This window comes from Vibrio sp. 10N.261.51.A4 (assembly GCF_041471945.1).
GTDB lineage: Bacteria > Pseudomonadota > Gammaproteobacteria > Enterobacterales > Vibrionaceae > Vibrio > Vibrio crassostreae_C.
In genome coordinates, this window is sequence record NZ_JBFRPJ010000032.1 from 1 (window position 1) to 24,804 (window position 24,804).

General features: G+C 45.3%; 21 protein-coding genes. 14 read left to right on the forward strand and 7 right to left on the reverse strand.

Annotated features, from left to right (window positions below; genetic code table 11):
* Positions 1-250 precede the first annotated feature (250 nt).
* The 8 genes from secE to rpoC all read left to right on the forward strand — a co-directional run bounded on the left by secE (position 251) and on the right by rpoC (position 12,270).
* Positions 251-628, forward strand: coding sequence for a preprotein translocase subunit SecE (gene secE / locus AB4384_RS08495; RefSeq protein ID WP_010435558.1), 378 nt, complete (start codon positions 251-253; stop codon positions 626-628).
* 13 nt (positions 629-641) lie between these two features.
* Complete coding sequence (gene nusG, locus AB4384_RS08500; protein WP_010435556.1) at positions 642-1,190, forward strand: transcription termination/antitermination protein NusG; 549 nt, start codon at positions 642-644, stop codon at positions 1,188-1,190.
* Positions 1,191-1,402: 212 nt separating this feature from the next.
* Positions 1,403-1,831: a 50S ribosomal protein L11 gene (gene rplK / locus AB4384_RS08505; RefSeq protein WP_010435555.1), complete on the forward strand. Its 429-nt coding sequence runs from the start codon at positions 1,403-1,405 to the stop codon at positions 1,829-1,831.
* A gap of 4 nt (positions 1,832-1,835) precedes the next feature.
* Positions 1,836-2,540, forward strand: a complete 705-nt coding sequence (gene rplA / locus AB4384_RS08510) for a 50S ribosomal protein L1 (protein ID WP_017060523.1) — start codon at positions 1,836-1,838, stop codon at positions 2,538-2,540.
* 250 nt (positions 2,541-2,790) lie between these two features.
* Entirely contained in the window at positions 2,791-3,285 is a 495-nt protein-coding gene (gene rplJ, locus AB4384_RS08515; RefSeq protein WP_010435550.1) for a 50S ribosomal protein L10, read from the forward strand.
* Between the two features lie 57 nt (positions 3,286-3,342).
* The gene (gene rplL, locus AB4384_RS08520) at positions 3,343-3,711 is read left to right on the forward strand and encodes a 50S ribosomal protein L7/L12 (protein WP_017631516.1); all 369 of its coding nucleotides are present in this window, start codon (positions 3,343-3,345) and stop codon (positions 3,709-3,711) included.
* Positions 3,712-3,946: 235 nt separating this feature from the next.
* On the forward strand, positions 3,947-7,975 hold the full coding sequence (gene rpoB / locus AB4384_RS08525) for a DNA-directed RNA polymerase subunit beta (protein ID WP_017060526.1): 4,029 nt from the start codon (positions 3,947-3,949) through the stop codon (positions 7,973-7,975).
* Between the two features lie 92 nt (positions 7,976-8,067).
* On the forward strand, positions 8,068-12,270 hold the full coding sequence (rpoC, locus tag AB4384_RS08530; RefSeq protein ID WP_017060527.1) for a DNA-directed RNA polymerase subunit beta': 4,203 nt from the start codon (positions 8,068-8,070) through the stop codon (positions 12,268-12,270).
* Positions 12,271-12,600: 330 nt separating this feature from the next.
* Here rpoC and AB4384_RS08535 read toward each other — a convergent pair whose 3' ends face one another.
* The gene (locus AB4384_RS08535; RefSeq protein WP_032545724.1) at positions 12,601-13,098 is read right to left on the reverse strand and encodes an Rsd/AlgQ family anti-sigma factor; all 498 of its coding nucleotides are present in this window, start codon (positions 13,096-13,098) and stop codon (positions 12,601-12,603) included.
* Positions 13,099-13,263: 165 nt separating this feature from the next.
* Between AB4384_RS08535 and nudC the strand changes: the two genes are divergently transcribed.
* Positions 13,264-14,073: an NAD(+) diphosphatase gene (gene nudC / locus AB4384_RS08540; RefSeq protein WP_102429034.1), complete on the forward strand. Its 810-nt coding sequence runs from the start codon at positions 13,264-13,266 to the stop codon at positions 14,071-14,073.
* A 299-nt stretch (positions 14,074-14,372) separates the two neighbouring features.
* Complete coding sequence (hemE, locus tag AB4384_RS08545; protein WP_017060530.1) at positions 14,373-15,440, forward strand: uroporphyrinogen decarboxylase; 1,068 nt, start codon at positions 14,373-14,375, stop codon at positions 15,438-15,440.
* A 103-nt stretch (positions 15,441-15,543) separates the two neighbouring features.
* Here the strand turns inward: hemE and AB4384_RS08550 are convergent, their stop codons facing one another.
* Complete coding sequence (locus tag AB4384_RS08550; RefSeq protein ID WP_372103960.1) at positions 15,544-16,137, reverse strand: uracil-DNA glycosylase family protein; 594 nt, start codon at positions 16,135-16,137, stop codon at positions 15,544-15,546.
* Positions 16,137-17,063 carry a D-2-hydroxyacid dehydrogenase gene (locus AB4384_RS08555; protein ID WP_136974345.1) on the reverse strand — a complete coding sequence of 309 codons (927 nt, stop codon included), beginning with the start codon at positions 17,061-17,063 and terminating at the stop codon, positions 16,137-16,139. Before AB4384_RS08555 ends, AB4384_RS08550 begins: the two co-directional genes overlap by 1 nt.
* 71 nt (positions 17,064-17,134) lie before the next feature.
* Here AB4384_RS08555 and AB4384_RS08560 point away from each other — a divergent pair, with 71 nt between their 5' ends.
* Positions 17,135-17,722, forward strand: a complete 588-nt coding sequence (locus AB4384_RS08560; protein ID WP_017062699.1) for a YjaG family protein — start codon at positions 17,135-17,137, stop codon at positions 17,720-17,722.
* 80 nt (positions 17,723-17,802) lie between these two features.
* On the opposite strand, the gene AB4384_RS08565 is transcribed toward AB4384_RS08560, so the two are convergent.
* A complete protein-coding gene (locus AB4384_RS08565; protein WP_372129336.1) occupies positions 17,803-18,978 on the reverse strand; it encodes a CNNM domain-containing protein in 1,176 nt (391 codons plus the stop codon).
* Positions 18,979-19,248: 270 nt separating this feature from the next.
* Here AB4384_RS08565 and hupA point away from each other — a divergent pair, with 270 nt between their 5' ends.
* Both hupA and AB4384_RS08575 read left to right on the forward strand, forming a co-directional pair.
* The gene (gene hupA / locus AB4384_RS08570) at positions 19,249-19,521 is read left to right on the forward strand and encodes a nucleoid-associated protein HU-alpha (protein WP_004729753.1); all 273 of its coding nucleotides are present in this window, start codon (positions 19,249-19,251) and stop codon (positions 19,519-19,521) included.
* Between the two features lie 47 nt (positions 19,522-19,568).
* Entirely contained in the window at positions 19,569-20,267 is a 699-nt protein-coding gene (locus tag AB4384_RS08575) for a DUF1481 domain-containing protein (protein ID WP_017063655.1), read from the forward strand.
* 181 nt (positions 20,268-20,448) lie between these two features.
* Here AB4384_RS08575 and purD read toward each other — a convergent pair whose 3' ends face one another.
* Both purD and purH read right to left on the reverse strand, forming a co-directional pair.
* A complete protein-coding gene (gene purD, locus AB4384_RS08580; RefSeq protein ID WP_136979843.1) occupies positions 20,449-21,738 on the reverse strand; it encodes a phosphoribosylamine--glycine ligase in 1,290 nt (429 codons plus the stop codon).
* Between the two features lie 295 nt (positions 21,739-22,033).
* A complete protein-coding gene (gene purH / locus AB4384_RS08585; protein WP_065584281.1) occupies positions 22,034-23,641 on the reverse strand; it encodes a bifunctional phosphoribosylaminoimidazolecarboxamide formyltransferase/IMP cyclohydrolase in 1,608 nt (535 codons plus the stop codon).
* A 325-nt stretch (positions 23,642-23,966) separates the two neighbouring features.
* Between purH and zntR the strand changes: the two genes are divergently transcribed.
* The gene (gene zntR / locus AB4384_RS08590; RefSeq protein WP_048612394.1) at positions 23,967-24,407 is read left to right on the forward strand and encodes a Zn(2+)-responsive transcriptional regulator; all 441 of its coding nucleotides are present in this window, start codon (positions 23,967-23,969) and stop codon (positions 24,405-24,407) included.
* Between the two features lie 88 nt (positions 24,408-24,495).
* Here the strand turns inward: zntR and fis are convergent, their stop codons facing one another.
* A complete protein-coding gene (fis, locus tag AB4384_RS08595) occupies positions 24,496-24,792 on the reverse strand; it encodes a DNA-binding transcriptional regulator Fis (RefSeq protein ID WP_004729744.1) in 297 nt (98 codons plus the stop codon).
* Positions 24,793-24,804: the final 12 nt, after the last annotated feature.

Consider the following 24,804-nt stretch of genomic DNA (forward strand, 5'->3'; position numbering starts at 1 on the left):
GGTGTTGTAGCTAAAATCTTTGCATAAGATTTGACGAACCACTAGTAAAAAGGGCATCATTTGATGCCCTTTTTCTGCGCTAAAAAAAGAGTTGGATGTTTTGACATCGATTTTTGCTCTTAGCAAAGAATTAAACGGTCTTTTTGACTAAAATGACTGTTAGATGTGTTGTTTTGCAACGCAAAGGAATGTGCCCTGCAACAGCGGGGTTATTGTCGTCTATATTTAAGACTTATCACAGGTTGGTTTTATGAAAGCAAACGCTGAAACTCCTGATAGCTCAGGTGCAGCAGATACAATGAAGTGGATTGTCGCTTTTGTTCTGTTGGCTGCTGCTGTTGTGGGTAATTACCTGTATGGTGAATTGTCTGTTGTAATTCGCGCTGCAGGTGTAGTTGTGCTGATTGCTGCCGCACTAGGCGTTGCAGCAACAACAACTAAAGGTAAAGCTGCGATCGATTTTGCAAAAGAATCTCGTATGGAGATTCGTAAAGTTGTTTGGCCTACTCGCCAAGAAACTATGCAAACTACATTGATCGTTTTAGCTGTATGTATTGTTATGTCTCTAGTGCTTTGGGGAATTGACGGCATTATGGTCCGTCTAGTTTCTCTAGCAACTGGGGTGTAGAGGGTTCTGATTCATGAGTGAAGCTCCAAAAAAACGTTGGTATGTAGTTCAAGCCTTTTCTGGCTTTGAAGGTCGTGTTGCACAGTCGCTACGCGAGCATATTAAAATGCACAACATGGAAGAACTATTTGGCGATGTGCTAGTACCTACTGAAGAAGTAGTGGAAATGCGTGCAGGCCAACGCCGTAAAAGTGAACGTAAATTCTTCCCTGGCTACGTATTAGTTCAAATGATCATGAATGATGAATCATGGCACTTAGTACGCAGCATTCCGCGTGTTATGGGCTTCATTGGTGGTACCTCTGATCGTCCTGCACCAATCACTGATAAAGAAGCTGATGCTATCTTGAACCGTCTAGAGAAAGCGAGCGAGTCTCCACGTCCTAAGACAATGTTCGAAGCGGGTGAAGTGGTTCGTGTGAACGATGGTCCATTTGCTGACTTCAACGGTACTGTTGAAGAAGTAGATTACGAGAAAAGCCGCATTAAGGTATCTGTATCGATCTTTGGTCGTGCAACACCGGTTGAGCTTGAATTTGGTCAGGTTGAAAAACTGGACTAAAACTCTAAGCTTTGAACAAGCTGTGGATAAATACTTCGTAAGTTGTTCAAAATAAAAGAGTATAAAAAATCACCTTTTTAGGGTTGTTAAAGGCGCGAATTATGATTATAATTTCGCGCCTTTTTGCTTCTGTGGAAGTAAAAAAGAGTTAATTGAATTTATGGGGAGCTCGCCTGCGGCTAGCGCATGTACCCAAAATATTAGGAAATATCATGGCTAAGAAAGTTGAAGCTTATATCAAACTGCAAGTTGCAGCTGGTATGGCAAACCCAAGTCCACCGGTTGGTCCTGCTCTAGGTCAACACGGCGTGAACATCATGGAATTCTGTAAAGCGTTCAACGCAAAAACAGAATCTGTTGAGAAAGGTCTACCTACTCCAGTAGTTATTACTGTTTACAACGACCGTTCTTTCACGTTCGTAACTAAGACTCCACCTGCTGCTGTTCTTCTTAAGAAAGCTGCTGGCGTTAAGTCTGGTTCAGGTCGTCCAAACACTGAGAAAGTTGGTACTGTTACTGACGCTCAAGTTCAGGAAATCGCAGAAACTAAAGCTGCTGATATGACTGGTGCTGACATCGAAGCAATGAAACGTTCTATTGCTGGTACTGCTCGTTCAATGGGCCTAGTGGTAGAGGGATAAGATCATGGCTAAACTTACTAAGCGTATGCGCGTAATCCGCGACAAAGTTGACTCAACTAAAGAATACGAAATCAGCGAAGCTGTTGCTCTTCTTAAAGAACTAGCGACTGCTAAATTCGTTGAATCTGTAGATGTTGCTGTTAACCTAGGCATCGATGCTCGTAAATCTGACCAAAACGTTCGTGGCGCAACAGTGCTACCTCACGGTACTGGCCGTGACATCCGCGTTGCTGTTTTCACTCAAGGTGCAAACGCAGAAGCTGCTAAAGCTGCTGGCGCAGATATCGTTGGTATGGAAGATCTTGCTGAGCAAGTGAAAAAAGGCGAAATGAACTTCGACGTAGTTGTTGCTTCTCCAGATGCAATGCGTGTTGTTGGTCAACTAGGTACAATCCTAGGTCCACGCGGCCTTATGCCAAACCCTAAAGTTGGTACTGTAACTCCTAACGTTGCTGAAGCGGTTAAGAACGCTAAAGCTGGTCAGGTTCGTTACCGTAACGACAAGAACGGCATCATCCACACTACTATCGGTAAAGCATCTTTCGAAGCTAGCCAGCTTCAAGAGAACCTAGAAGCTCTTCTAGTTGCTCTTAAGAAAGCTAAGCCTTCTTCAGCTAAGGGTTCTTACCTGAAGAAAGTAAGCATCTCTACTACGATGGGTGCTGGTGTTGCTGTTGATCAAGCTAGTCTTGACACTCAAGCAAACTAATTTGCTTAGGCGCAGATTTAGTGTATACTTCTGCGCCTAATATTTGTGGTTGGGTGGTTTTAAAGCAATTTGAAATCATCTATCCCAAGACCGTAGGCGCTGTCGATTTTCATTAGATTATTGATAGCTTAATAAAACCTACGTAGGCGATGTTGTGGTTTGAAATGAATTTATTCATTTTTAAATAACATCGTAAACGCTCATTACATTTTGTATTGAGTGCTGTAATCACAACCAGAGGTTAATCCAAATGGCTTTAAATCTTCAAGACAAAAAAGCAATTGTTGCTGAAGTCAACGAAGCTGCCAGTGGTGCACTTTCTGCAGTTGTAGCTGATTCTCGTGGCGTTGAAGTTGGCGCAATGACTTCTCTACGTAAACAAGCTCGCGAAGCGGGTGTTTACATGAAAGTTGTTCGTAACACACTAGCACGCCGTGCGGTTCAGGGTACAGACTACGAGTGTCTAGTAGACACTTTCACTGGTCCAACTCTGATCGCATTCTCTAATGAGCACCCAGGTGCTGCAGCGCGTCTTTTCAAAGACTTCGCTAAAGAGAATAAAGATTTCGAGATCAAAGCTGCTGCATTTGAAGGCGCAGTTACTGATGCTGAAGTACTAGCGACACTACCAACTTACGACGAAGCTATCGCACGCCTAATGATGTGCATGAAAGAAGCTTCTGCTGGCAAGCTGGTTCGTACTATCGCTGCTGTTCGCGACCAAAAAGAAGAAGCTGCGGCATAAGCCTTGCTTTTCACTGGTTGCTATTTAAACTTATTGTTGACTTAAAAGAGAATTGTTATGTCTATTACTAACGAGCAAATCCTAGACGCAGTTGCAGAAATGTCTGTAATGCAAGTTGTTGAGCTTATCGAAGCTATGGAAGAGAAATTCGGCGTTACTGCAGCTGCTGCTGTTGTAGCTGGTGGCGCAGCTGGCGGCGACGCTGCAGCTGAGCAAACTGAATTCGACGTTATCCTAACTGCTGCTGGCGCTAACAAAGTACAAGTTATCAAAGCTGTACGTGGCGCAACTGGCCTAGGTCTTAAAGAAGCTAAAGGTCTTGTAGACTCAGCTCCTGCAGCGCTTAAAGAAGGCGTTGACAAAGCTGAAGCTGAAGCTCTTAAAGCACAGCTAGAAGAAGCTGGCGCTTCTGTTGAAATCAAGTAATTATTACTTAATTTCTTAGCCGCAAGGCTAATGGCTGGTGGTTTATTAACCACCGGCCTTTTTGCGCTGTAGGGCTATGACGAATTTTCCGCTGTTTAACCGTCATAATCCGAGCAAAAAAACAGTCATTTTTTCGAAATGATTGTTCACTACAGTAAACAGCTGTTTGTCACCGCCCCCTCTTGAAGAGTGTTTTGGGTGGTTTGGGTCACTTATCAGCGAGCTGAGGAACCCCATGGTTTACTCTTATACCGAGAAAAAGCGCATCCGTAAGGATTTTGGTACTCGTCCACAAGTTTTGGACATTCCATACCTGTTATCGATCCAGCTTGATTCTTTCGACAAATTCATCGAACAGGATCCAGAAGGTCAATACGGTCTTGAAGCTGCTTTCCGTTCTGTATTTCCAATTCAGAGCTACAACGGCAATTCTGAGCTGCAATACGTTAGCTACCGTCTTGGTGAGCCAGTTTTTGACGTTAAAGAATGTCAAATCCGCGGTGTTACTTACTCAAAGCCACTACGCGTAAAACTACGTCTAGTTATCTTTGATCGAGATGCACCAGCAGGTACTGTAAAAGACATTAAAGAACAAGAAGTCTACATGGGCGAAATTCCGCTTATGACAGACAATGGTACTTTCGTAATTAATGGTACCGAGAGGGTTATCGTATCCCAGCTGCACCGAAGCCCAGGCGTGTTCTTCGACAGTGATAAGGGTAAGACCCACTCATCAGGTAAAGTTCTTTATAACGCACGTGTAATTCCTTACCGTGGCTCATGGTTAGACTTTGAGTTCGATCCTAAGGATAACTTATTCGTACGTATCGACCGTCGTCGTAAGCTACCAGCATCGATTATTCTTCGTGCACTTGGTAAGTCGACTGAAGAGATCCTAGATCTGTTCTTCGACAAAGTGAACTTCGAAGTTAAAGACCAAACTCTTCTTATGGAGTTGGTTCCTGATCGTCTACGTGGTGAAACTGCGTCATTCGACATCGAAGCAAACGGCAAAACTTACGTTGAGACTGGTCGTCGTGTTACTGCTCGTCATATCCGTCAACTTGAAAAAGATGGCGTTGAGCACATCGAAGTACCAGTAGAGTACATCGTTGGTAAAGTTGCATCTAAAGATTACATCAATGAAGCAACTGGCGAGATCATCGTTGGCGCGAACCAAGAGATTAGCCTAGAAGCACTTGCTAACCTGTCTCAAGCAGGTCACAAGGCTCTACAAACTCTGTTCACGAATGACCTAGATCACGGTCCATTCATGTCAGACACTCTACGTGCAGATAGCACAGTAGATCGCATCTCTGCATTGGTAGAAATCTACCGCATGATGCGTCCTGGCGAGCCACCAACGAAAGAAGCTGCAGAGTCTCTATTCGAAAGCCTATTCTTCTCTGAAGAACGTTACGACCTATCAACTGTAGGCCGTATGAAGTTCAACAGCTCTATCGAGCGTGAAGAAGAAGAAGAGCGCGGTACTCTGGATGAATCAGACATCATCGAAGTGATGAAAAAACTGATTGGTATCCGTAACGGTATTGGTGAAGTGGACGATATCGACCACCTTGGCAACCGTCGTATCCGTTCTGTAGGTGAAATGGCAGAAAACCAATTCCGTGTTGGTCTAGTTCGTGTAGAACGTGCCGTTAAAGAGCGCCTAAGCCTTGGTGACCTTGATGCAATCATGCCTCAAGATCTTATCAACGCTAAGCCGATCTCTGCTGCAGTTAAAGAATTCTTTGGCTCTTCACAGCTTTCACAGTTCATGGACCAAAACAACCCATTGTCAGAAGTTACGCACAAACGTCGTATCTCTGCTTTAGGTCCTGGTGGTCTTACTCGTGAGCGCGCAGGCTTCGAAGTACGTGACGTTCACGTAACTCACTACGGTCGTCTATGTCCGATCGAAACGCCTGAAGGTCCAAACATCGGTCTAATTAACTCGCTATCTGCGTTTGCACGTTGTAACGATTACGGTTTCCTAGAAACTCCGTACCGTCGTGTAGTAGATGGTGTAGTAACAGAAGAAGTTGATTACCTGTCTGCAATCCAGGAAGGTCAATTCGTAATCGCGCAAGCAAACACCATTCTTACTGAAGAAGGTACGTTTGCAGATGAGCTAATCACAGCTCGTCAAAAAGGTGAATCTGGTCTTCACCCACGCGATCACGTTGACTACATGGACGTTGCGACAAACCAAGTAGTATCTATCGCTGCTTCGCTTATCCCGTTCCTAGAACACGATGATGCGAACCGTGCATTGATGGGTGCCAACATGCAACGTCAAGCTGTACCAACACTTAAGGCTGATAAGCCTCTAGTAGGTACAGGTATCGAACGTAACATCGCAGTTGACTCTGGTGTTACAGCGGTTGCTAAACGTGGTGGTCAAGTTCAGTCTGTAGACGCTTCTCGTATCGTAGTTAAGGTTAACGAAGATGAATTGGTACCTGGCGAAGCTGGTATCGATATCTACAACCTAACTAAGTACACGCGTTCGAACCAAAACACATGTATTAACCAACGTCCAACTGTACTTCCTGGTGAACCAGTTGCACGCGGCGATGTTCTTGCTGATGGTCCTTCAACAGACCTTGGTGAACTAGCTCTTGGCCAAAACATGCGTATCGCATTCATGCCTTGGAACGGTTACAACTTCGAAGACTCGATCTTAGTATCTGAGCGCGTAGTTCAAGAAGACCGTTTCACGACAATCCACATTCAAGAACTATCTTGTGTGGCTCGTGATACTAAGCTGGGTTCTGAAGAGATCACAGCTGATATTCCAAACGTAGGTGAGTCTGCTCTGTCTAAACTAGACGAGTCAGGTATCGTTTACATTGGTGCTGAAGTTAAGGGTGGCGACATCCTAGTTGGTAAAGTAACCCCTAAAGGTGAAACTCAACTGACTCCTGAAGAGAAGCTACTACGTGCTATCTTCGGTGAGAAAGCATCTGATGTTAAAGATACTTCTCTACGTGTACCAAACTCTGTTTCGGGTACTATCATCGATGTACAAGTCTTCACTCGCGATGGCGTAGAGAAAGACAAGCGTGCACTTGAAATCGAACAGATGCAGCTTAAAGAAGCGAAGAAAGACCTAACTGAAGAGTTCCAAATTCTTGAGGGTGGCCTTCTTAACCGTGTTAAAGCTGTACTTCTGTCTGGTGGTTACTCTGAAGCTAAGCTTGATACTATCGGTCGTAAGCAATGGCTAGAGCAAGTTCTAGAAGACGATGCGCTACAAACACAGCTTGAGCAACTTGCTGAGCAGTGGGATGAGCTAAAAGCAGACTTCGATAAGAAGTTTGAAACTAAGCGTCGTAAAATCACTCAAGGTGATGATCTAGCGCCTGGCGTTCTTAAGATTGTTAAAGTTTACCTAGCGGTTAAACGTCGTATCCAGCCTGGTGATAAGATGGCCGGTCGTCACGGTAACAAAGGTGTAATCTCTAAGATTAACCCTGTTGAAGACATGCCATACGATGAGAAAGGTCAGCCTGTAGACATCGTACTTAACCCGCTGGGTGTACCATCGCGTATGAACATCGGTCAGATCCTAGAAGTTCACTTAGGTTTGGCTGCGAAAGGTATCGGTGACAAGATCAACCAAATGGTTAAGGAACAACAAGAACTGCATAAGTTCCGTGAGTTCCTACAGAAGGTTTACGATCTTGGTGATACTCGTCAGAAAGTTGATATTGCTGAACTGTCTGATGATCAAGTTCGTACACTGATCAAGAACCTACGTGGCGGTCTACCGATTGCTACTCCTGTGTTCGACGGTGCTTCTGAGTCTCTAATCAAAGAACTACTTAAACTGGGTGATCTGCCAGAATCTGGTCAGCTTAAACTGTTTGATGGTCGTACTGGTGATTCGTTTGAGCGTCCTGTAACTGTTGGTTACATGTACATGCTGAAACTGAACCACTTGGTTGATGACAAGATGCATGCTCGTTCAACTGGTTCTTACAGCCTAGTAACTCAGCAACCACTTGGTGGTAAAGCTCAGTTCGGTGGTCAGCGTTTCGGTGAGATGGAAGTATGGGCACTAGAAGCATACGGTGCTGCATATACTCTACAAGAAATGCTAACAGTTAAGTCAGATGACGTTAACGGCCGTACTAAGATGTATAAGAACATCGTAGACGGTAACCATAGCATGGAACCTGGTATGCCTGAGTCGTTCAACGTACTGTTGAAAGAGATTCGCTCGCTAGGTATCAACATCGAGCTAGAAGACGAAGAGTAATCCCTCCTTCTTTTTAAAAGAAGATAGGATTATTTGGTAAAAGGGAGCTTGCTACAGCAGTGAGCTCCTTTAACTCCTTACAGGAGCTGAATGTGAAAGACTTATTAAACTTTCTAAAAGCACAGCATAAGACCGAAGAATTTGATGCAATCAAAATCGGTCTATCTTCACCAGACATGATCCGTTCATGGTCTTTTGGTGAAGTTAAAAAGCCGGAAACAATTAACTATCGTACGTTCAAACCTGAACGTGATGGTCTGTTCTGTGCACGTATTTTTGGTCCAGTTAAAGACTACGAATGTCTTTGTGGCAAATACAAGCGCCTGAAGCACCGTGGTGTTATCTGTGAGAAGTGTGGCGTTGAAGTTACACAAACTAAAGTTCGTCGTGACCGCATGGGCCACATCGAGCTAGCTTCACCAGTTGCTCACATCTGGTTCCTAAAATCACTGCCGTCTCGTATCGGTCTACTAATGGATATCCCTCTACGTGATATCGAACGTGTTCTTTACTTCGAGATGTACGTAGTAACTGAACCAGGTATGACTGATCTAGAAAAATCTCAGATGCTTACTGAAGAAGAGTATCTGGATCGTCTAGAAGAGTGGGGTGACGAATTTACTGCTAAGATGGGTGCTGAAGCGATCAAAGATCTGCTTGCAACAATGGACCTTCATCAAGAAGTGGAAGAAATGCGCGAAGAGTTAGAAACGACTAACTCAGAAACTAAGCGTAAAAAAGTTACTAAGCGCCTGAAGCTAGTTGAAGCGTTCATTGCATCGGGTAACGATCCGCAATGGATGATTCTGACTGTACTTCCGGTTCTGCCGCCAGATCTACGTCCTCTAGTACCACTAGATGGCGGTCGTTTTGCGACTTCAGATCTGAACGACCTTTACCGTCGTGTGATCAACCGTAACAACCGTTTGAAGCGCCTTCTAGAGCTAGCTGCTCCGGACATCATCGTACGTAACGAAAAGCGTATGCTGCAAGAGTCTGTTGATGCACTTCTAGATAACGGTCGTCGTGGTCGTGCTATCACTGGTTCTAACAAGCGTCCTCTGAAATCTCTTGCTGATATGATCAAGGGTAAACAAGGTCGTTTCCGTCAGAACCTTCTAGGTAAACGTGTAGACTACTCTGGCCGTTCTGTAATCACAGTAGGTCCATACCTTCGTCTACATCAGTGTGGTCTTCCTAAGAAGATGGCACTTGAGCTATTTAAGCCGTTCATCTACAGCAAGCTAGAAACTCGTGGCATGGCTACGACAATCAAAGCTGCTAAGAAGATGGTAGAGCGCGAAGAAGCTATCGTTTGGGATATCCTGGACGAAGTAATCCGCGAACACCCAGTACTGCTTAACCGTGCACCTACACTTCACCGTCTAGGTATCCAAGCGTTTGAACCAGTACTAATCGAAGGTAAAGCGATTCAGCTTCACCCACTAGTGTGTGCGGCATACAACGCCGACTTCGATGGTGACCAAATGGCGGTACACGTGCCTCTAACTCTAGAAGCACAGCTTGAAGCACGTACACTGATGATGTCGACGAATAACATTCTGTCGCCAGCGTCAGGTGATCCGATCATCGTACCTTCTCAGGACGTTGTATTGGGTCTTTACTACATGACACGTGACAAGATCAACGTGAAAGGCGAAGGTATGTACCTTGCTGGCCCTGCTGAGGCTGAAAAGGCATACCGTACTAAGACTGCTGAGCTACACGCTCGCGTTAAAGTACGTATCACCGAAACTGTAGTAGACGAAGATGGTAACAGCACTACTGAAACGAAGATGGTTGATACAACTGTCGGCCGTGCAATGCTATGGCAAATCGTTCCAGCTGGCCTACCGTACAGCATCGTTAACCAAAAGTTAGGTAAGAAGCAGATCTCTACTCTTCTTAACGAGTGTTACCGTAAGCTTGGTCTAAAAGATACAGTAGTATTTGCTGACCAAATCATGTACGCAGGTTTTGCATACGCTGCACTTTCTGGTGTTTCTGTAGGTATCGACGATATGGTTGTACCTCAAGCGAAATACGATGAAATTGAATCTGCTGAAGAAGAAGTTCGCGAAATCCAAGAGCAATTCCAATCTGGTCTTGTTACTGCGGGTGAGCGTTACAACAAAGTTATCGATATCTGGGCATCTACGAATGACCGCGTTGCGAAAGCAATGATGGATAACCTATCTTCTGAAACAGTTATCAACCGTGACGGCGAAGAAGAACAGCAAGAATCGTTCAACAGCATCTACATGATGGCCGACTCGGGCGCACGTGGTTCTGCAGCTCAGATTCGTCAGCTAGCAGGTATGCGTGGTCTGATGGCGCGTCCAGATGGTTCAATCATCGAAACGCCGATCACAGCGAACTTTAAAGAAGGTCTAAACGTCCTTCAGTACTTTATCTCAACGCACGGTGCTCGTAAGGGTCTTGCGGATACAGCACTGAAAACAGCAAACTCGGGTTACCTAACTCGTCGTCTAGTAGACGTTGCTCAAGACGTTGTAGTACACGAACATGACTGTGGCACGCATGAAGGTATCGACATGATGCCTCACATCGAAGGTGGTGACGTTAAAGTTGCACTTTCTGAGCTTGCTCTAGGTCGTGTAGTAGCTGAAGACGTTCTTAAGCCTGGTACTGAAGATGTACTGATTCCACGTAATACTCTGATTGATGAGAAGTGGTGTCAAATCATGGAAGACAACTCAGTAGATAGCATGAAAGTGCGCTCTGTTGTTACCTGTGATGCAGACTTCGGTTGTTGTGCACAGTGTTACGGTCGTGACCTAGCACGTGGTCACCTAGTGAACCAAGGTGAAGCAGTTGGTGTTATCGCTGCACAATCTATCGGTGAACCGGGTACACAGCTAACGATGCGTACGTTCCACATCGGTGGTGCGGCATCTACTGCAGCAGCAGAGAACAGCATCCAAGCTAAGACAACAGGTACTGTGAAACTTCACAATGCTAAGTTCGTAGTTAACAAAGATAAGAAACTGGTTATCACTTCTCGTGCATCTGAGATGACGATTATTGATGAATTCGGCCGTACTAAAGAGAAGCACAAACTTCCTTACGGTTCGATGCTAACCAAAGGCGACAACGCAGCAGTTACTGCTGGTGAAGTTGTAGCTAACTGGGAAGCGCATACCATGCCAATCATCACTGAAGTGGCAGGTCGTATCCAATTCGTAGATATGATCGATGGTATTACAGTTTCTCGTCAAACTGACGATCTAACGGGTCTTTCTTCAAGTGAAGTTACAGACGCAGCAGCTCGCCCAGCAGCAGGTAAAGATATGCGTCCAGCTATCAAACTTGTTGATGAGCAAGGTAACGACGTAATGATCCCTGGTACTGATATGCCAGCTCACTACTTCCTACCTGGCAAAGCGATTGTAAACATCGAAGATGGCGCTGAAGTTGGCATCGGTGACACACTATCTCGTATCCCTCAAAAATCGAGCGGAAACAAAGATATCACCGGTGGTCTACCACGCGTAGCTGACCTATTCGAAGCTCGTAAGCCTAAAGAGCCTGCGATCCTTGCTGAGCACACAGGTACTGTGTCTTTCGGTAAAGAAACGAAAGGTAAGCGTCGTCTAGTAATCACTCGTGAAGGCGGTGACGCTTACGAAGAGATGATTCCTAAGCATCGTCAATTGAACGTGTTCGAAGGTGAGAAGATTGAACGTGGTGATGTAATCGCCGACGGTCCTGAAACTCCACACGATATCCTGCGTCTACGTGGTATCCACGCAGTAACTCAGTACATCGCGAACGAAGTTCAAGAAGTTTACCGCTTACAAGGCGTAAAGATTAACGATAAGCACATCGAGACTATCGTTCGTCAAATGCTACGTAAGTGTACAATCACTCATTCTGGTGACTCTCCGTTCCTACCTGGCGAACAAGTTGAGTACCACAATGTTAAGATTGCTAACCGTAAGCTAGAAGCTGAAGGTAAAGAACTAGTACGTTTCGAACGTGATCTACTAGGTATTACTAAAGCATCTCTTGCAACTGAGTCATTCATCTCAGCTGCATCGTTCCAAGAAACGACTCGCGTACTAACAGAAGCTGCGGTTTCTGGTAAGCGTGATGACCTTCGCGGTCTGAAAGAGAACGTAATTGTTGGTCGTCTGATCCCAGCTGGTACTGGTTTCGCATACCACCAAGAGCGTCAAAAACAACGTGAAGAAGAGCAAGAAGGTCCTTCAGCTGAACAAGCTACTGACAATCTAGCAGCACTTCTAAACGCTGGTTTCTCTTCAGAAGAGTAAGCTCTACGAGTAGTCTCTAAGAGATAAGAAAAAGGCACCTTCGGGTGCCTTTTTTGTATCTGGCGTATTGGTATTTAGCTATGACTTATAAAGTGATAGGTGTGCTTATCTAGCTGGTGAGGTTGGATTTATGTCCTGAAGAGTGCTCTTTGAGGCCAGTAAGATAAAGGGTAGAGATGATTAGGCTGATTAGGGCTGTAACCATATGCTTATGGCTAAAGGTCAGGGCGAGCGAGTAAGCTCTGTCTGAAAGGTTCTGGGTAGTTTGGATAACCTTACAGACAAAACAAAAAGCTTGCACAGAGGCAAGCTTATTAAGGATTCGGCTAACTAAGCGCCTGGTGGAATCGCTAAACTGTCTGCAATAAGCTGGATAAGATTATCTTCTACTTCAAAACGTAGTTCGAGTAGTTCACCTATTTTGGACATATCTCCTTCGAAGTTAGGCAACTCATCGTCTGCATTTACTTTAACGTACTTATCATTGAATTCTAGAAGCGGCTCGGTTGTAAGTACGATCTTCGCGTAAGTTGTATCAATCTCGTCATTGGTTTTAAAGCCTGTTGCTTGCCATTTTTTCATGACCATATCGTAGATCTTAAAATGACCCTCTGAGATATAATCGACAACATGATCACAGAATGAGCTTATTTCTTTAGGAGAAGGGAGTTCAACAACGTTTGATTGCCCGTTGCTAGCTGGCTGCAGGGCACCTAGCTTACAATACTCAACGATTAGAGACTGTCGAGTTTCGAGCCAATGATCGATGACCTCATTAGAGCCACCCCATTGTTCTTGTATTTGTTTGAATTTATTTAGCATGACCATGTCCTCATGATCTGATCACAACCTTGTGATCAAGTAATTGCCTAAGCAGGGTCCGTTTTATTGGTAGCTACTAAAATTAATAGCTTGAAATATTCTCTGCTACAACTCTAGTATGAAATTAGATTGCCAGTAAAATGAACGAACTGCAAGCAATGAGGCATAGGGATGTTAAAAAAAAGTGATAACAAAATGACAGAGCAAGCTTATTGGTGCGTCGTTTCTGGTAGTGATATTTGGGTTAATAATGATCAGTTTCCGTTTGGCTCTGCTGAAGAGCTTGGGCTGAGTGTGGAGCATGCAATCTGTATTGGTCAGCATCAAGGTCGCAAGGTGTATTGGCTCAACGATTGTGATGTGGAGAATGAGCTGAGCATGGTCAGCCTAAGAGAGTTACTGCACTGGCCTGAAGTGAGTTTCTTGACTGCAAGCAAAGCCATCCAATATGGGCATATGACTCAAAGTATGCGTTTTTGCCCTCAGTGTGGTGGTCGAAATCATCTCAATCATAACCAGGTGGCGATGCAGTGTGGAGATTGCCGCACGCTTCACTACCCCCGTATCTTCCCGTGCATCATTGTCGCTGTACGAAACGACAACAAGATATTGCTTGCACAGCACCCAAGACATAAAACAGGCATGTATACCGTGATAGCGGGCTTCCTAGAGGTCGGAGAAACCTTAGAGCAGTGTGTGGCAAGAGAAGTCAAAGAAGAAACGGGTATCGATGTCGATAATATTCGTTATTTTGGCAGCCAGCCATGGGCGTTTCCATCAAGTATGATGATGGGCTTTCTCGCAGATTATGCTGGTGGTACGCTTAAGCCTGATTACAGCGAGCTATCGGATGCTCAATGGTTTGACGTAACAAGCCTACCTGATGTTGCTCCTGTTGGAACCATTGCGAGACAGTTGATTGAGAAAACCGTTGATGACGTGATGAAAGATGGTGTGACGGAGCAGATGCTAGAGCACTAATTTGCCTGTAATAGTATTTGGCCTATGGGTGGTCAAAAGCTAAAAAAAACCCTCCACAAGTGGAGGGGGTAAGTAAGATGTCGTTATGAGATGCTGAGTAGTGACTACTCAGATGTTATAATTGTAATTTTCGCTAGCGAACAAATTTTTAACACGCTCCCGTAATTGGGTGCAAATTAAGCATTGATTTAAAAGTTAATAACTTGATCTAGGTTGCAAAGCACACAGCTTTTACCCTTCAATCAGTGTTAGAATACTTGCCATCAAAACTAGACAAGATTGAATTGGAATTTAACGGAATGACCGAATTAAAAAACGATCGCTATTTACGCGCACTTTTAAAACAGCCTGTTGATTACACACCGGTATGGATGATGCGCCAAGCTGGCCGCTATCTTCCTGAGTACAAAGCAACGCGCGCTGAAGCGGGCGATTTCATGTCTTTGTGCAAAAACGCGGAACTGGCATCCGAAGTAACACTTCAACCTTTACGTCGTTTCCCGCTTGATGCGGCAATCTTGTTCTCAGACATCCTAACTATCCCTGATGCAATGGGCTTAGGTTTGTACTTTGAAACAGGTGAAGGCCCTAAATTTGAGCGTCCTATCACGTGTAAAGCTGACGTAGAGAAGATTGGCCTACCAGATCCAGAAGGTGAGCTTCAATACGTAATGAATGCCGTTCGTCAGATCCGTAAAGACCTGAAAGGCGAAGTGCCACTGATTGGTTTCTCTGGTAGCCCATGGACTCTAGCGACATACATGGTTGAAGGTGGAAGCTCTAAAGCATTCACTAAGATCAAGAAGATGATGTACGCAGAACCACAAACGCTGCACCTGCTTCTAGACAAGCTGGCTGACAGTGTTATCGAATACTTGAACGCGCAAATTAAAGCGGGTGCTCAATCGGTAATGGTATTTGATACATGGGGTGGTGTACTGACTCCTCGTGACTACAACCTATTCTCACTGCAATACATGCACAAAATCGTTGATGGCCTAATCCGTGAAAACGAAGGTCGCCGTGTACCGGTTACTCTGTTCACTAAGAACGGCGGCATGTGGCTTGAGTCTATCGCAGCAACAGGTTGTGATGCGGTTGGTCTAGACTGGACAATCAACATCGCAGATGCAAAAGCTCGCATCGGCGACAAAGTTGCTCTGCAAGGTAACATGGATCCTTCAATGCTTTACGCTCAACCTGAACGTATTCGCGAAGAAGTGGGCAGCATCCTTGAAGGCTTCGGTGACGGTGGTACAGGTCATGTATTTAACCTAGGCCACGGTATCCACTTAGATGTACCGCCAGAGAATGCTGGTGTATTCGTTGACGCTGTTCACGAATTGTCTAAGCCTTACCACAAGTAATTCTGAGTAAGATTATTGAAAGCGCTGTTGGGAAACCAACAGCGCTTTTTTATTGTCTGAAATTGGCATTTGATGGCGGTTTAATCTTATTGTGTGCAGTTAATCAGGCATTTGGATCATGGTAGGCCAAATGCTCTGAGATGTGTTTCCTGATATAAGGAATGACTTCATTTTCAAACCAAGGGTTCTTCTTGAGCCAGATATTATTGCGTGGCGAAGGGTGGGGTAATGGCAAAAACTCAGGCGCCCACCTTTGCCAATCACGCACGGTTTCGGTCAATGTGCTGGTGGTTTTGTTTGTTAGGTAATGGTTTTGTGCGTACTGGCCAATCAGCAGTGTCATTTGAACATTGGGTAGAGATTGCAGCACTTTGTTGTGCCAAAGCTCCGCGCACTCTTTGCGTGGTGGGAGATCACCACTTTTCCCTTTCCCCGGATAACAAAACCCCATAGGCACAATCGCGACTTTTTGCTCGTCGTAAAAAGTATCGCTATCTATCCCTAACCATCCTCTTAATCGTTCGCCACTGGCGTCATTCCAAGGGATGGACGACTCATGCACCTTGATACCCGGCGCTTGACCTATGATCAGCAAGCGCGCGTTTGGATGCGCTTGAATCACCGGGTTGGCACCGTGTGATAGGTGAGGCTCACAAGCTCGGCATTGTCGAATCTCTTTAAGTAACGAAGAGGACATCAGTAACCTTTATCAAAATCGATGACATGATTAAGTGTAAAGCCATCTCGCCACTGTTTGTAATTCTCTGCGAAGATCTCGACTACTTGTCTTGGCTCACTGAGTGCAGCGATGTGTGGAGTGATGGTGACTTGCGGTAGTTTCCAGAAAGGATGTTCCTGAGAGAGGGGTTCACTTTCAAACACATCTAAAAATGCGTGTTCTACCCATCTGTTTTTTATGGCGAGCAACAAGGCTTTATTGTCGATACTTTCCCCTCGACCGACATTAAACAGCAACACATTAGAGCAGTAACCTAACGTGGTTTGGTTCAACAGCTGATAGGTTTCAGCGGTTGATGGCAAGGTGTTGACCACAATATCGGCCTGCTTAAGGGCCGCCTCTATCTCATTGATGTGGAAAGTCTCTTTAAAGGTTTCTTGTTTGGATGGGATACCCGTACGGTTGACACCTATGGTATGAATACCAAAAGCCGCCGCGGTTTTTGCCAAATGACTGCCGATTGAACCTGTTCCTAAAATCACCATAGTTTTGTCAGTTAGGCTAGTATAAAGCTGTGGCTGCCAGTTTCGTTGTTGTTGATGCTGGTGGTAATGAGGGAAGTGTCTACAGTGACTGATTGTGTAACCCAATACGTATTCTGCGATAGCCGGGCCAAAGATGCCTTTGACGTTGGTTAGCGTATAGTCCTGACGCAGATCTGGCTGAGTGAGTTTATTGATTCCAGCATAGGTACTCTGTACCCAGTCTAGCTCTTTAAACTCGCTGAGGCGTTCTGCGATTAGAGGTGGTGACGCCAAGACAATCTGTGCTGATTCGGGGTTTTGAGTGATTTCTAGGTCGGGTAAATCCTGGTTTAGAATCAGTTGCGTATAGGTATCGTCATGCTCAGTAAGAATATAGAGCTTATTCGTAAAATTGTTCATCGGCTTACCTTTTCCCCCCAGGGTTTATCAAGTACACTTTCGCTGTCTTTTTCTGCAATTATTGAGTGACTATGCTTCAGAATCCACTGCAGGTTCGTCTTGAAAAGTTAGAACCTTGGCAACAAATTACCTTTATGGCGTGTCTATGTGAGCGTATGTACCCTAACTATGCCATGTTTTGTGAGAATACAGAATTTGCGGAAGCTCGAATCTATCGTGATGTTTTGGATAGCATTTGGGAAATCCTGACGGTTAAAACAGCAAAGGTGAACTTTGAGCGTCAACTTGAGAAGGTTGAAGAGCTATTCCCTAGCGGTGATGATTTTGATTTTTATGGTGTTTACCCAGCAATGGACGCATGCCAAGGCCTAGCAACGCTAATTCATGGTCTGCTTGACCGTGAACATATGTTGGAAGCGGTAATTAAAGTGAGTCAACAATCGGTGAAGACGGTTGCTGAGCTTGAGTTTGCTCAAGGCGCTGAAGAAGTGACGAACGAAAACCAGAAAGAAAACGAAGCGGTGTGTGAAGAGTGGGACGTTCAGTGGGCCATTTTCCGACCTCTACGTGAAACGACTGAGCGTGACTTAGAGTTGATCAAAGACCTACGCCACGAACTGCGTGAAGACCCAGTCAGTAACATTGGTGTTGCGCTATAATTCGCAATTGCACCAAGGTACGAATAAAAACAAAGGCTCCCTAGGGAGCCTTTGTGGTATCTGACGGTATCAAATTGAGATTAAGCGTCTTTTTTGTCTTCGTTCTGCACTTTGTCTTTTGATGCCTTATCTTTTGATGCGTCGTCGTCATTCGTTGATTTTGCATCTGAAGAGTCGTTGTCTGCTGGAGTTTCTTCCTCGTCCTCGTCATCGCGGTTTTCGATAACACCGTGTGTCTCTTTCCACTTCTCCCAGCGTTGGAACGCCAGTTCTTGCATGTCAGTCGTCTTATCCGCTTCGTCGACAATCTCTTCACCCACTAGGTGCTCAAAGATGTCTTCTAGGGTGATGATGCCCTGAATAGTGCCGTACTCGTCCACAACTAAAGACAGTTGCAGGCGGTTTGCCATCATCTGGTCAAAGGCCTTAGCCAAGCCCATGTTGTTCAGCAACACGTGGATAGGGCGCATTACCTCACCCAGAGCTTTTTCACCACAACCGGCTTGCTGCAATCTAAACAGCTCTAGGCGGTGAACAAAACCGATGATGTTGTCACTCTGCTCGCTGTAAACCAGCGGACGTGAGAACGGCGTGTCTTTATGTTGCTCTAGGAACGTATTCACACTCATTTCCGCATCAACACGGAATACTACTGGGCGCGGCGTCATTACCTGAGTCACGGGTACATCTTGAATACCCAGTAGGTTGCTCAGGATTTTTGATTCGCCTTCTGCAAACTCGCCGCTCTCTTTTGCCAAGATCGCCATTGCAGATAGCTCATCACGCATTTTTGGTGCCTGGTGGCCACGAGCAAGACGCTTGGTGATCTGCTCTGAGAACCATACAAACGGTGTTAGGAAGAACACCATCCAACGAAGCACGCTTGCCGAAGCAGGGGCAAGTTGACGCCAGTAGGTTGCACCAATGGTCTTTGGAACAATCTCAGACAAAACTAAGATACCCAGCGTTAGTACGGCAGAGAAGACACCTAACCATTGGCTACCAAAAACGACAGCCGCTTGTGCACCTGCTGTCGCAGCACCGATAGTATGCGCGATGGTGTTGAGCGTTAAAATTGACGCAAGCGGGCGGTCAATATCTGTTTTCAGTTTGTCTAAAGACTCTGCTGCAGGGTGCCCATTTTGTTTTAGTTGAGCAATGTAGCTCGGACTAATACTCAAAAGTACAGCTTCCAAAACAGAACAAATGAAAGAAACTCCAATAGCAATGGAGACGTAAATAGTTAGCAGCAGCATGTTTGCCCTTAAATTAAATTGTACGCTTTAGCAGCGATTCAGCGTGGATTATAGTGAAAAAGTAGTGGCTAGGTCATCATTAATTTTGCTCTCAGCCCCTTTTAAACAAGGGCTTGCTTAATAAAATCAGTAACAAATTGTGAGTTATTACTCATATTATGGCTAAAACTACGGCATTAGAGCTAAAGATCGACGACAAACCTTTGCCAGATGGGGCATTTATGTTTTAGAGTGAATTGAATTCAAAAATACAAAGAAGGGAAACCTAAAATGAACAAGACTCAATTAATCGACTTTATTGCTGAAAAAGCGGACCTTTCTAAAGCACAAGCTAAAGCTGCTCTAGAAGCGACTCTTGGCGGTGTTACAGATGCTCTTAAAGATGGCGATCAAGTTCAGCTAATTGGTTTTGGTACTTTTAAAGTAAACCACCGTGCAGCTCGCACTGGTCGTAACCCAAAAACTGGTGATGAGATCCAAATCGCTGCTGCAAATGTTCCAGCATTTGTTGCAGGTAAAGCGCTGAAAGATTCAGTGAAATAATCTAAACTGTACCGAGGTAGTCGTATTCCACCTCGGTACAGGTTTTTATGAAAAAAGCATTTCTTCTCGTTTCACTATTATCTACATTTCTTATTGGCTGTTCTTCAACAAGCCCTCGCAAAAACCTAGAGCAATTTGAGACTCACACCGGCGGCCAAGTCATGGGCGACGCGACAAGTTTCTACTGGGTTACAAACAAGCTAACACAACCTCATACTTCAGCTGACTACGTCACTGTCGGCGATTACGGCTGGTACCAAACTGATTATGCTTGGTCAGAAGGCGTGCTTCGTGAATTCATTCGTGAAGGCGAGCAGCGTAACTCTTCTAATGAGCTGGTTCCCTATCGAGTCCATGTGCGTTTCAATAAGTCAGGCGAAGCTGTGTATCAACAGTATCGTATTGATAGCAAAATCTTACCTATCCAAGCCAAGCAGCTTGAAAACTATCAGAAAGAAGCGACGTCGGTTCTAGAGACCACAACGAAGCAGCATGATGAAGGGCTTAGGCTGATTCAGGGTTACTGGAATGGCAGCTCTTTTAAAACGTGCGCTGGTGGTGAGTTTGATCGCATTGAATTTAACCAGACCTTGCCAGGCTTCGTGATTGACCGATTGGCGTCTGTGGAAAGCTATGCGGCGTTTCTTGGCAGTGATTCACTGGGTAAGATGAGCGTGGAAGAGTTACTGATGCTGGCTGAAGACAGCCATGATTGTGTCGTTAGGCCATCATTGTTGAAAGAATAGCGAGTAATCAAAGGATTGAGAGTATTTGGCCTACTGTAGGCCAAGTGCCTATTTGTCTGTACAAATACAGATTCTTGTGTAAATGAGATAATAAAAGGCGCCTATTGAGGCGCCTTTTTCTGTTATTCACTTGCTGTCATTTGCTTACTGTTATTGGAAAGTAAGCGAGCAACAAGATTGTTTACTGCTCTTGTTCGCGCGCAATCGCACGGTAACCAATATCATTGCGGTGGAACATACCATTCCAGCTAACTTGCTTCGTCAACGCGTAAGCGCGCTCTTGAGCCTCAGAAACCGTATTGCCCAGTGCTGTTGCACAAAGTACACGACCGCCGTTTGTCACAACGTCGCCAGCTTCATTATTTGTCGTACCCGCGTGGAAAACCTTTTGGCCTTCAACTTCGCTTGTTGGTAGTGAAATAACGTCACCTTTTGCGTAGTCAGCAGGGTAACCGCCAGCCGCAAGAACAACACCGATAGAAGCGCGTGGATCCCACTTCGATTCTGCTTCGTCGAGCTTCTCGTCGATAGCCATTAGGCAAAGTTCAACAAGGTCTGACTCCATACGCATCATGATAGGTTGCGTTTCAGGGTCGCCAAAGCGGCAGTTGTATTCGATAACTTTAGGTGTGCCGTCAGCATCGATCATTAGGCCAGCGTAAAGGAAACCTGTGTAAGGTGCGCCTTCTGCGTCCATACCACGTACCGTTGGGTAGATAACTTCCTCAAGGATACGGCTGTGGATTTCTGGAGTTACAACCGGCGCAGGAGAGTAAGCACCCATGCCGCCCGTGTTTGGCCCAGTGTCTTTGTCGCCAACACGTTTGTGATCTTGGCTGGTGGCCATAGGAAGCACGCTAGAGCCGTCAACCATTACGATGAAGCTTGCTTCTTCGCCTTCGAGGAACTCTTCGATAACAACGCGGCTGCCTGCTTCGCCAAAGGCGTTGCCCGCTAGCATGTCTTTGATTGCGTCTTCTGCTTCTTCAAGGGTCATCGCAACGATAACGCCTTTACCTGCCGCAAGACCGTCAGCTTTCACTACGATAGGAGCGCCTTGCTCGCGAACGTAAGCGATAGCTGGCTCAATCTCAGTGAAGTTTGAGTAGTAACCTGTTGGGATATCATGACGAGCTAGGAAGTCTTTAGTGAATGCTTTAGAGCCTTCAAGCTGTGCTGCAGCTTGAGTAGGGCCGAAGATTGGCAAACCTACTTCGCGGAATGCATCAACCACACCGATAACCAATGGTGCTTCAGGGCCCACGATAGTCAGTTCGATTTTTTTATCTTGAGCAAACGCGACTAAACCAGCGATGTCTTCAACGCCGATGTTTACGTTCTCTAGTTTTGGCTCAAGTGCAGTACCTGCGTTACCTGGAGCGATGAATACTGTTTCAACGTTTGGGTTTTGTGCTGCTTTCCAACCTAGTGCATGCTCACGACCGCCGGCACCAATAATTAATACATTCATTTTATTTATCCTTTGATAGCTGCGCCATATTGTTAATCTCTGCGTCGAGCTTGCTCATTTATAGTTATAAACTCCGCGAGCTCTCCTTGACCTTATCAATATGGCTTTGCTCTAAAATGAAAAATTTCTAAAACTAAGAGTATTTCAAATTAGTTAAATTAAATAAGTCTTGCTCAAAGTAGTTGGTGATGTGGCTAGGCAGCAATTGAGCCCATCCCCGGGAGCATAGTTCGCTATGTGACCGGGGTGGGCGAAAGCAGCTAACGACGCCACAGTGCCAAATACGAAGAGGAAATTAGTGGCGGAAGTGACGCATGCCCGTAAAGATCATCGCCATGCCGTGTTCGTCTGCTGCTGCGATAACTTCGTCATCACGCATAGAGCCGCCCGGTTGGATAACACACTTGATGCCAGCCTCTGCAGCCGCGTCGATACCGTCACGGAATGGGAAGAATGCATCTGATGCCATCACACAGCCTTCAACCTGTAGACCTTCGTCTGCAGCTTTGATGCCTGCGATTTTCGCAGAGTAAACGCGGCTCATTTGGCCAGCGCCAACACCAATTGTCATGTCGCCTTTCGAGTAAACGATAGCGTTAGATTTAACGTATTTCGCTACTTTCCAGCAGAATAGAGCATCTTTCAATTCTTCAGCTGTAGGTTGGCGCTTAGAAACCACTTTAAGGTCATCTTCAGACACCATGCCTTGGTCGCGGTCTTGAACTAGCAAACCACCGTTAACGCGTTTAACGTCAAAGCCAGTTGTCTTCGTTGTCCACTCACCACACTCAAGTAGGCGAAGGTTTTTCTTAGCCGCTACGATTGCTACTGCTTCAGCAGAAACTGATGGTGCAATGATAACTTCAACGAATTGACGCTCAGTGATAGCCGTTGCTGTTGCAGCGTCTAGCTCACGGTTGAAAGCGATGATGCCGCCAAATGCAGACGTTGGGTCTGTTTTGAATGCACGGTCGTAAGCTTCTAGGATGTCTTCACCTAGTGCAACACCACATGGGTTAGCGTGCTTAACGATCACACATGCTGGCTGGTCGAACTCTTTCACACACTCAAGTGCTGCGTCGGTGTCAGCGATGTTGTTGTAAGAAAGGGCTTTACCTTGAATCTGGCGAGCTGTAGAAACTGATGCTTCTTCAGGGTTTGCTTCAACGTAGAATGCGGCTGCCTGGTGGCTGTTCTCACCGTAGCGCATGTCTTGCTTTTTCTCGAACTGTTGGTTGAACGTGCGAGGGAATTTGCTCTTGTTTTCAGGAGAAGGTTCGTCACCTTCTTTGTTCTCACCGTAAGATGGAACCATAGTGCCGAAGTAGTTTGCGATCATGCCGTCGTAAGAAGCGGTGTGCTCGAATGCTGCGATAGCGAGGTCGAAGCGAGTCTCTAGTGTTAGAGATTTATCGTTCGCGTCCATTTCAGCGACAACGCGCTCGTAGTCGTGTGCGTTAACAACGATAGTGACGTCTTTGTGGTTTTTCGCTGCAGAGCGAACCATTGTTGGACCGCCGATGTCGATGTTCTCAACAGCGTCAGCAAGGGTACAACCTTCTTTAGCAACGGTTTCTGCGAATGGGTATAGGTTTACAACAACCATATCGATAGGGTTGATACCGTGAGTTTCCATCACGTCATCATCTTGGCCACGACGGCCTAGAACACCACCATGAACTTTTGGGTGCAGAGTCTTAACACGGCCATCCATCATTTCTGGGAAACCAGTGTAGTCAGATACTTCTGTAACAGAGATGCCTTTTTCAGCAAGCAGGCGAGCAGTGCCACCGGTAGATAGGATATCTACACCACGGTTAGCAAGAGCTTGTGCAAATTCAACGATACCAGTTTTGTCTGATACGCTGATTAGAGCGCGGCGAATTGGACGAGCGTTATTCATGCTTCCATCTTCCTCAAATTCATGGGGTTAAAATAAAGATATTTGCCAAAAAAGAACTTGTTTCTATCTTCTTAGCGTGGATTATCTTAGATACCAGTAAGAGATAAAATATTGGCCAGTTTTGGTAAAGACCTTTTGGGTTAGTCTTAGGATTAAGCTATAAGATAACCAACTCCAAATTTGATGGCGCAGATTCTAACTAATTTATTACAAAAAAGCTCGCGCAATCGTTTGGCATCTCAAAATTAATTATGAAAAGTGCCATTTCAGCCTGAAAAGTAACGATAAGGTTAATTGTGGAATGGACGAAACAGTAGGAAAAACCATGTTTCAGATCGGTGAATTAGCGAAGCGATGCGGTGTGACAGCCGATACCTTGCGATTTTATGAGAAGAATAACCTGATCGCGCCAGCCAGTCGCAGTGAGTCGGGCTATCGCCTATATGATGAAAATAACCAGAAACAGGTGACGTTTATTCTCAAATCTAAAGCGTTGGGGCTGAGTTTGGACGAGATTAAAGAATTGCTTGAGATTCGCCTCGAGGCCACACAGCACAGTTGCGCTGAAGTGAAGTCGATTACCTCAGCAAAATTAGAGATGATTGATGAGAAGATCACTGAGTTAACTAAGATTCGCACCGCACTTAAGAAGATTAATGATGCGTGTTGCGGCCACGTAGACGACGATGCAAGCCATTGTTCGATTCTGGCAGCCTTGGATTCCGCAAACGTCGACAAAGGGCGCTGTTGTCGCACTGGAGAGTAATCAGCCACTATCACGGATCGACAAGCCAAAAAAAAGCCAAACTCAACAATGAGCTTGGCTTTCAATTCAATAAATTACGAAAGAACGATTAGTTCATGCCGTATTTTTTAAGTTTCTTGCGAAGAGTACCGCGGTTAATACCCATCATGGTTGCTGCGCGAGTTTGGTTACCGCGAGTGTACTGCATGATAGTGTCTAGTAGTGGCTGTTCAACTTCAGCTAATACTAATTCGTATAACTCGCTGACTTCTTGACCGTTTAATTGAGCAAGGTAATTTTTCAATGATGCTTTAACTGAGTCACGTAGTGGCTTCTGCGTGATTTGGTCTTGTGATGTAACTGTAGTTACTGTCAATGCTTCTGAAGTCAGATTTTGTTCGAACATATTCGGTCTAGC

Excerpts from the sequence above, each read along its gene's own strand:
- secE (WP_010435558.1), top strand. The coding sequence starts at position 251 with ATGAAAGCAAACGCTGAAACTCCTGATAGCTCAGGTGCAGCAGATACA.
- nusG (WP_010435556.1), top strand. The coding sequence starts at position 642 with ATGAGTGAAGCTCCAAAAAAACGTTGGTATGTAGTTCAAGCCTTTTCT.
- rplK (WP_010435555.1), top strand. The coding sequence starts at position 1,403 with ATGGCTAAGAAAGTTGAAGCTTATATCAAACTGCAAGTTGCAGCTGGT.
- rplA (WP_017060523.1), top strand. The coding sequence starts at position 1,836 with ATGGCTAAACTTACTAAGCGTATGCGCGTAATCCGCGACAAAGTTGAC.
- rplJ (WP_010435550.1), top strand. The coding sequence starts at position 2,791 with ATGGCTTTAAATCTTCAAGACAAAAAAGCAATTGTTGCTGAAGTCAAC.
- rplL (WP_017631516.1), top strand. The coding sequence starts at position 3,343 with ATGTCTATTACTAACGAGCAAATCCTAGACGCAGTTGCAGAAATGTCT.
- rpoB (WP_017060526.1), top strand. The coding sequence starts at position 3,947 with ATGGTTTACTCTTATACCGAGAAAAAGCGCATCCGTAAGGATTTTGGT.
- AB4384_RS08535 (WP_032545724.1), bottom strand. The coding sequence starts at position 13,098 with ATGGTCATGCTAAATAAATTCAAACAAATACAAGAACAATGGGGTGGC.
- nudC (WP_102429034.1), top strand. The coding sequence starts at position 13,264 with ATGTTAAAAAAAAGTGATAACAAAATGACAGAGCAAGCTTATTGGTGC.
- hemE (WP_017060530.1), top strand. The coding sequence starts at position 14,373 with ATGACCGAATTAAAAAACGATCGCTATTTACGCGCACTTTTAAAACAG.
- AB4384_RS08550 (WP_372103960.1), bottom strand. The coding sequence starts at position 16,137 with ATGTCCTCTTCGTTACTTAAAGAGATTCGACAATGCCGAGCTTGTGAG.
- AB4384_RS08555 (WP_136974345.1), bottom strand. The coding sequence starts at position 17,063 with ATGAACAATTTTACGAATAAGCTCTATATTCTTACTGAGCATGACGAT.
- AB4384_RS08560 (WP_017062699.1), top strand. The coding sequence starts at position 17,135 with ATGCTTCAGAATCCACTGCAGGTTCGTCTTGAAAAGTTAGAACCTTGG.
- AB4384_RS08565 (WP_372129336.1), bottom strand. The coding sequence starts at position 18,978 with ATGCTGCTGCTAACTATTTACGTCTCCATTGCTATTGGAGTTTCTTTC.
- hupA (WP_004729753.1), top strand. The coding sequence starts at position 19,249 with ATGAACAAGACTCAATTAATCGACTTTATTGCTGAAAAAGCGGACCTT.
- AB4384_RS08575 (WP_017063655.1), top strand. The coding sequence starts at position 19,569 with ATGAAAAAAGCATTTCTTCTCGTTTCACTATTATCTACATTTCTTATT.
- purD (WP_136979843.1), bottom strand. The coding sequence starts at position 21,738 with ATGAATGTATTAATTATTGGTGCCGGCGGTCGTGAGCATGCACTAGGT.
- purH (WP_065584281.1), bottom strand. The coding sequence starts at position 23,641 with ATGAATAACGCTCGTCCAATTCGCCGCGCTCTAATCAGCGTATCAGAC.
- zntR (WP_048612394.1), top strand. The coding sequence starts at position 23,967 with ATGTTTCAGATCGGTGAATTAGCGAAGCGATGCGGTGTGACAGCCGAT.
- fis (WP_004729744.1), bottom strand. The coding sequence starts at position 24,792 with ATGTTCGAACAAAATCTGACTTCAGAAGCATTGACAGTAACTACAGTT.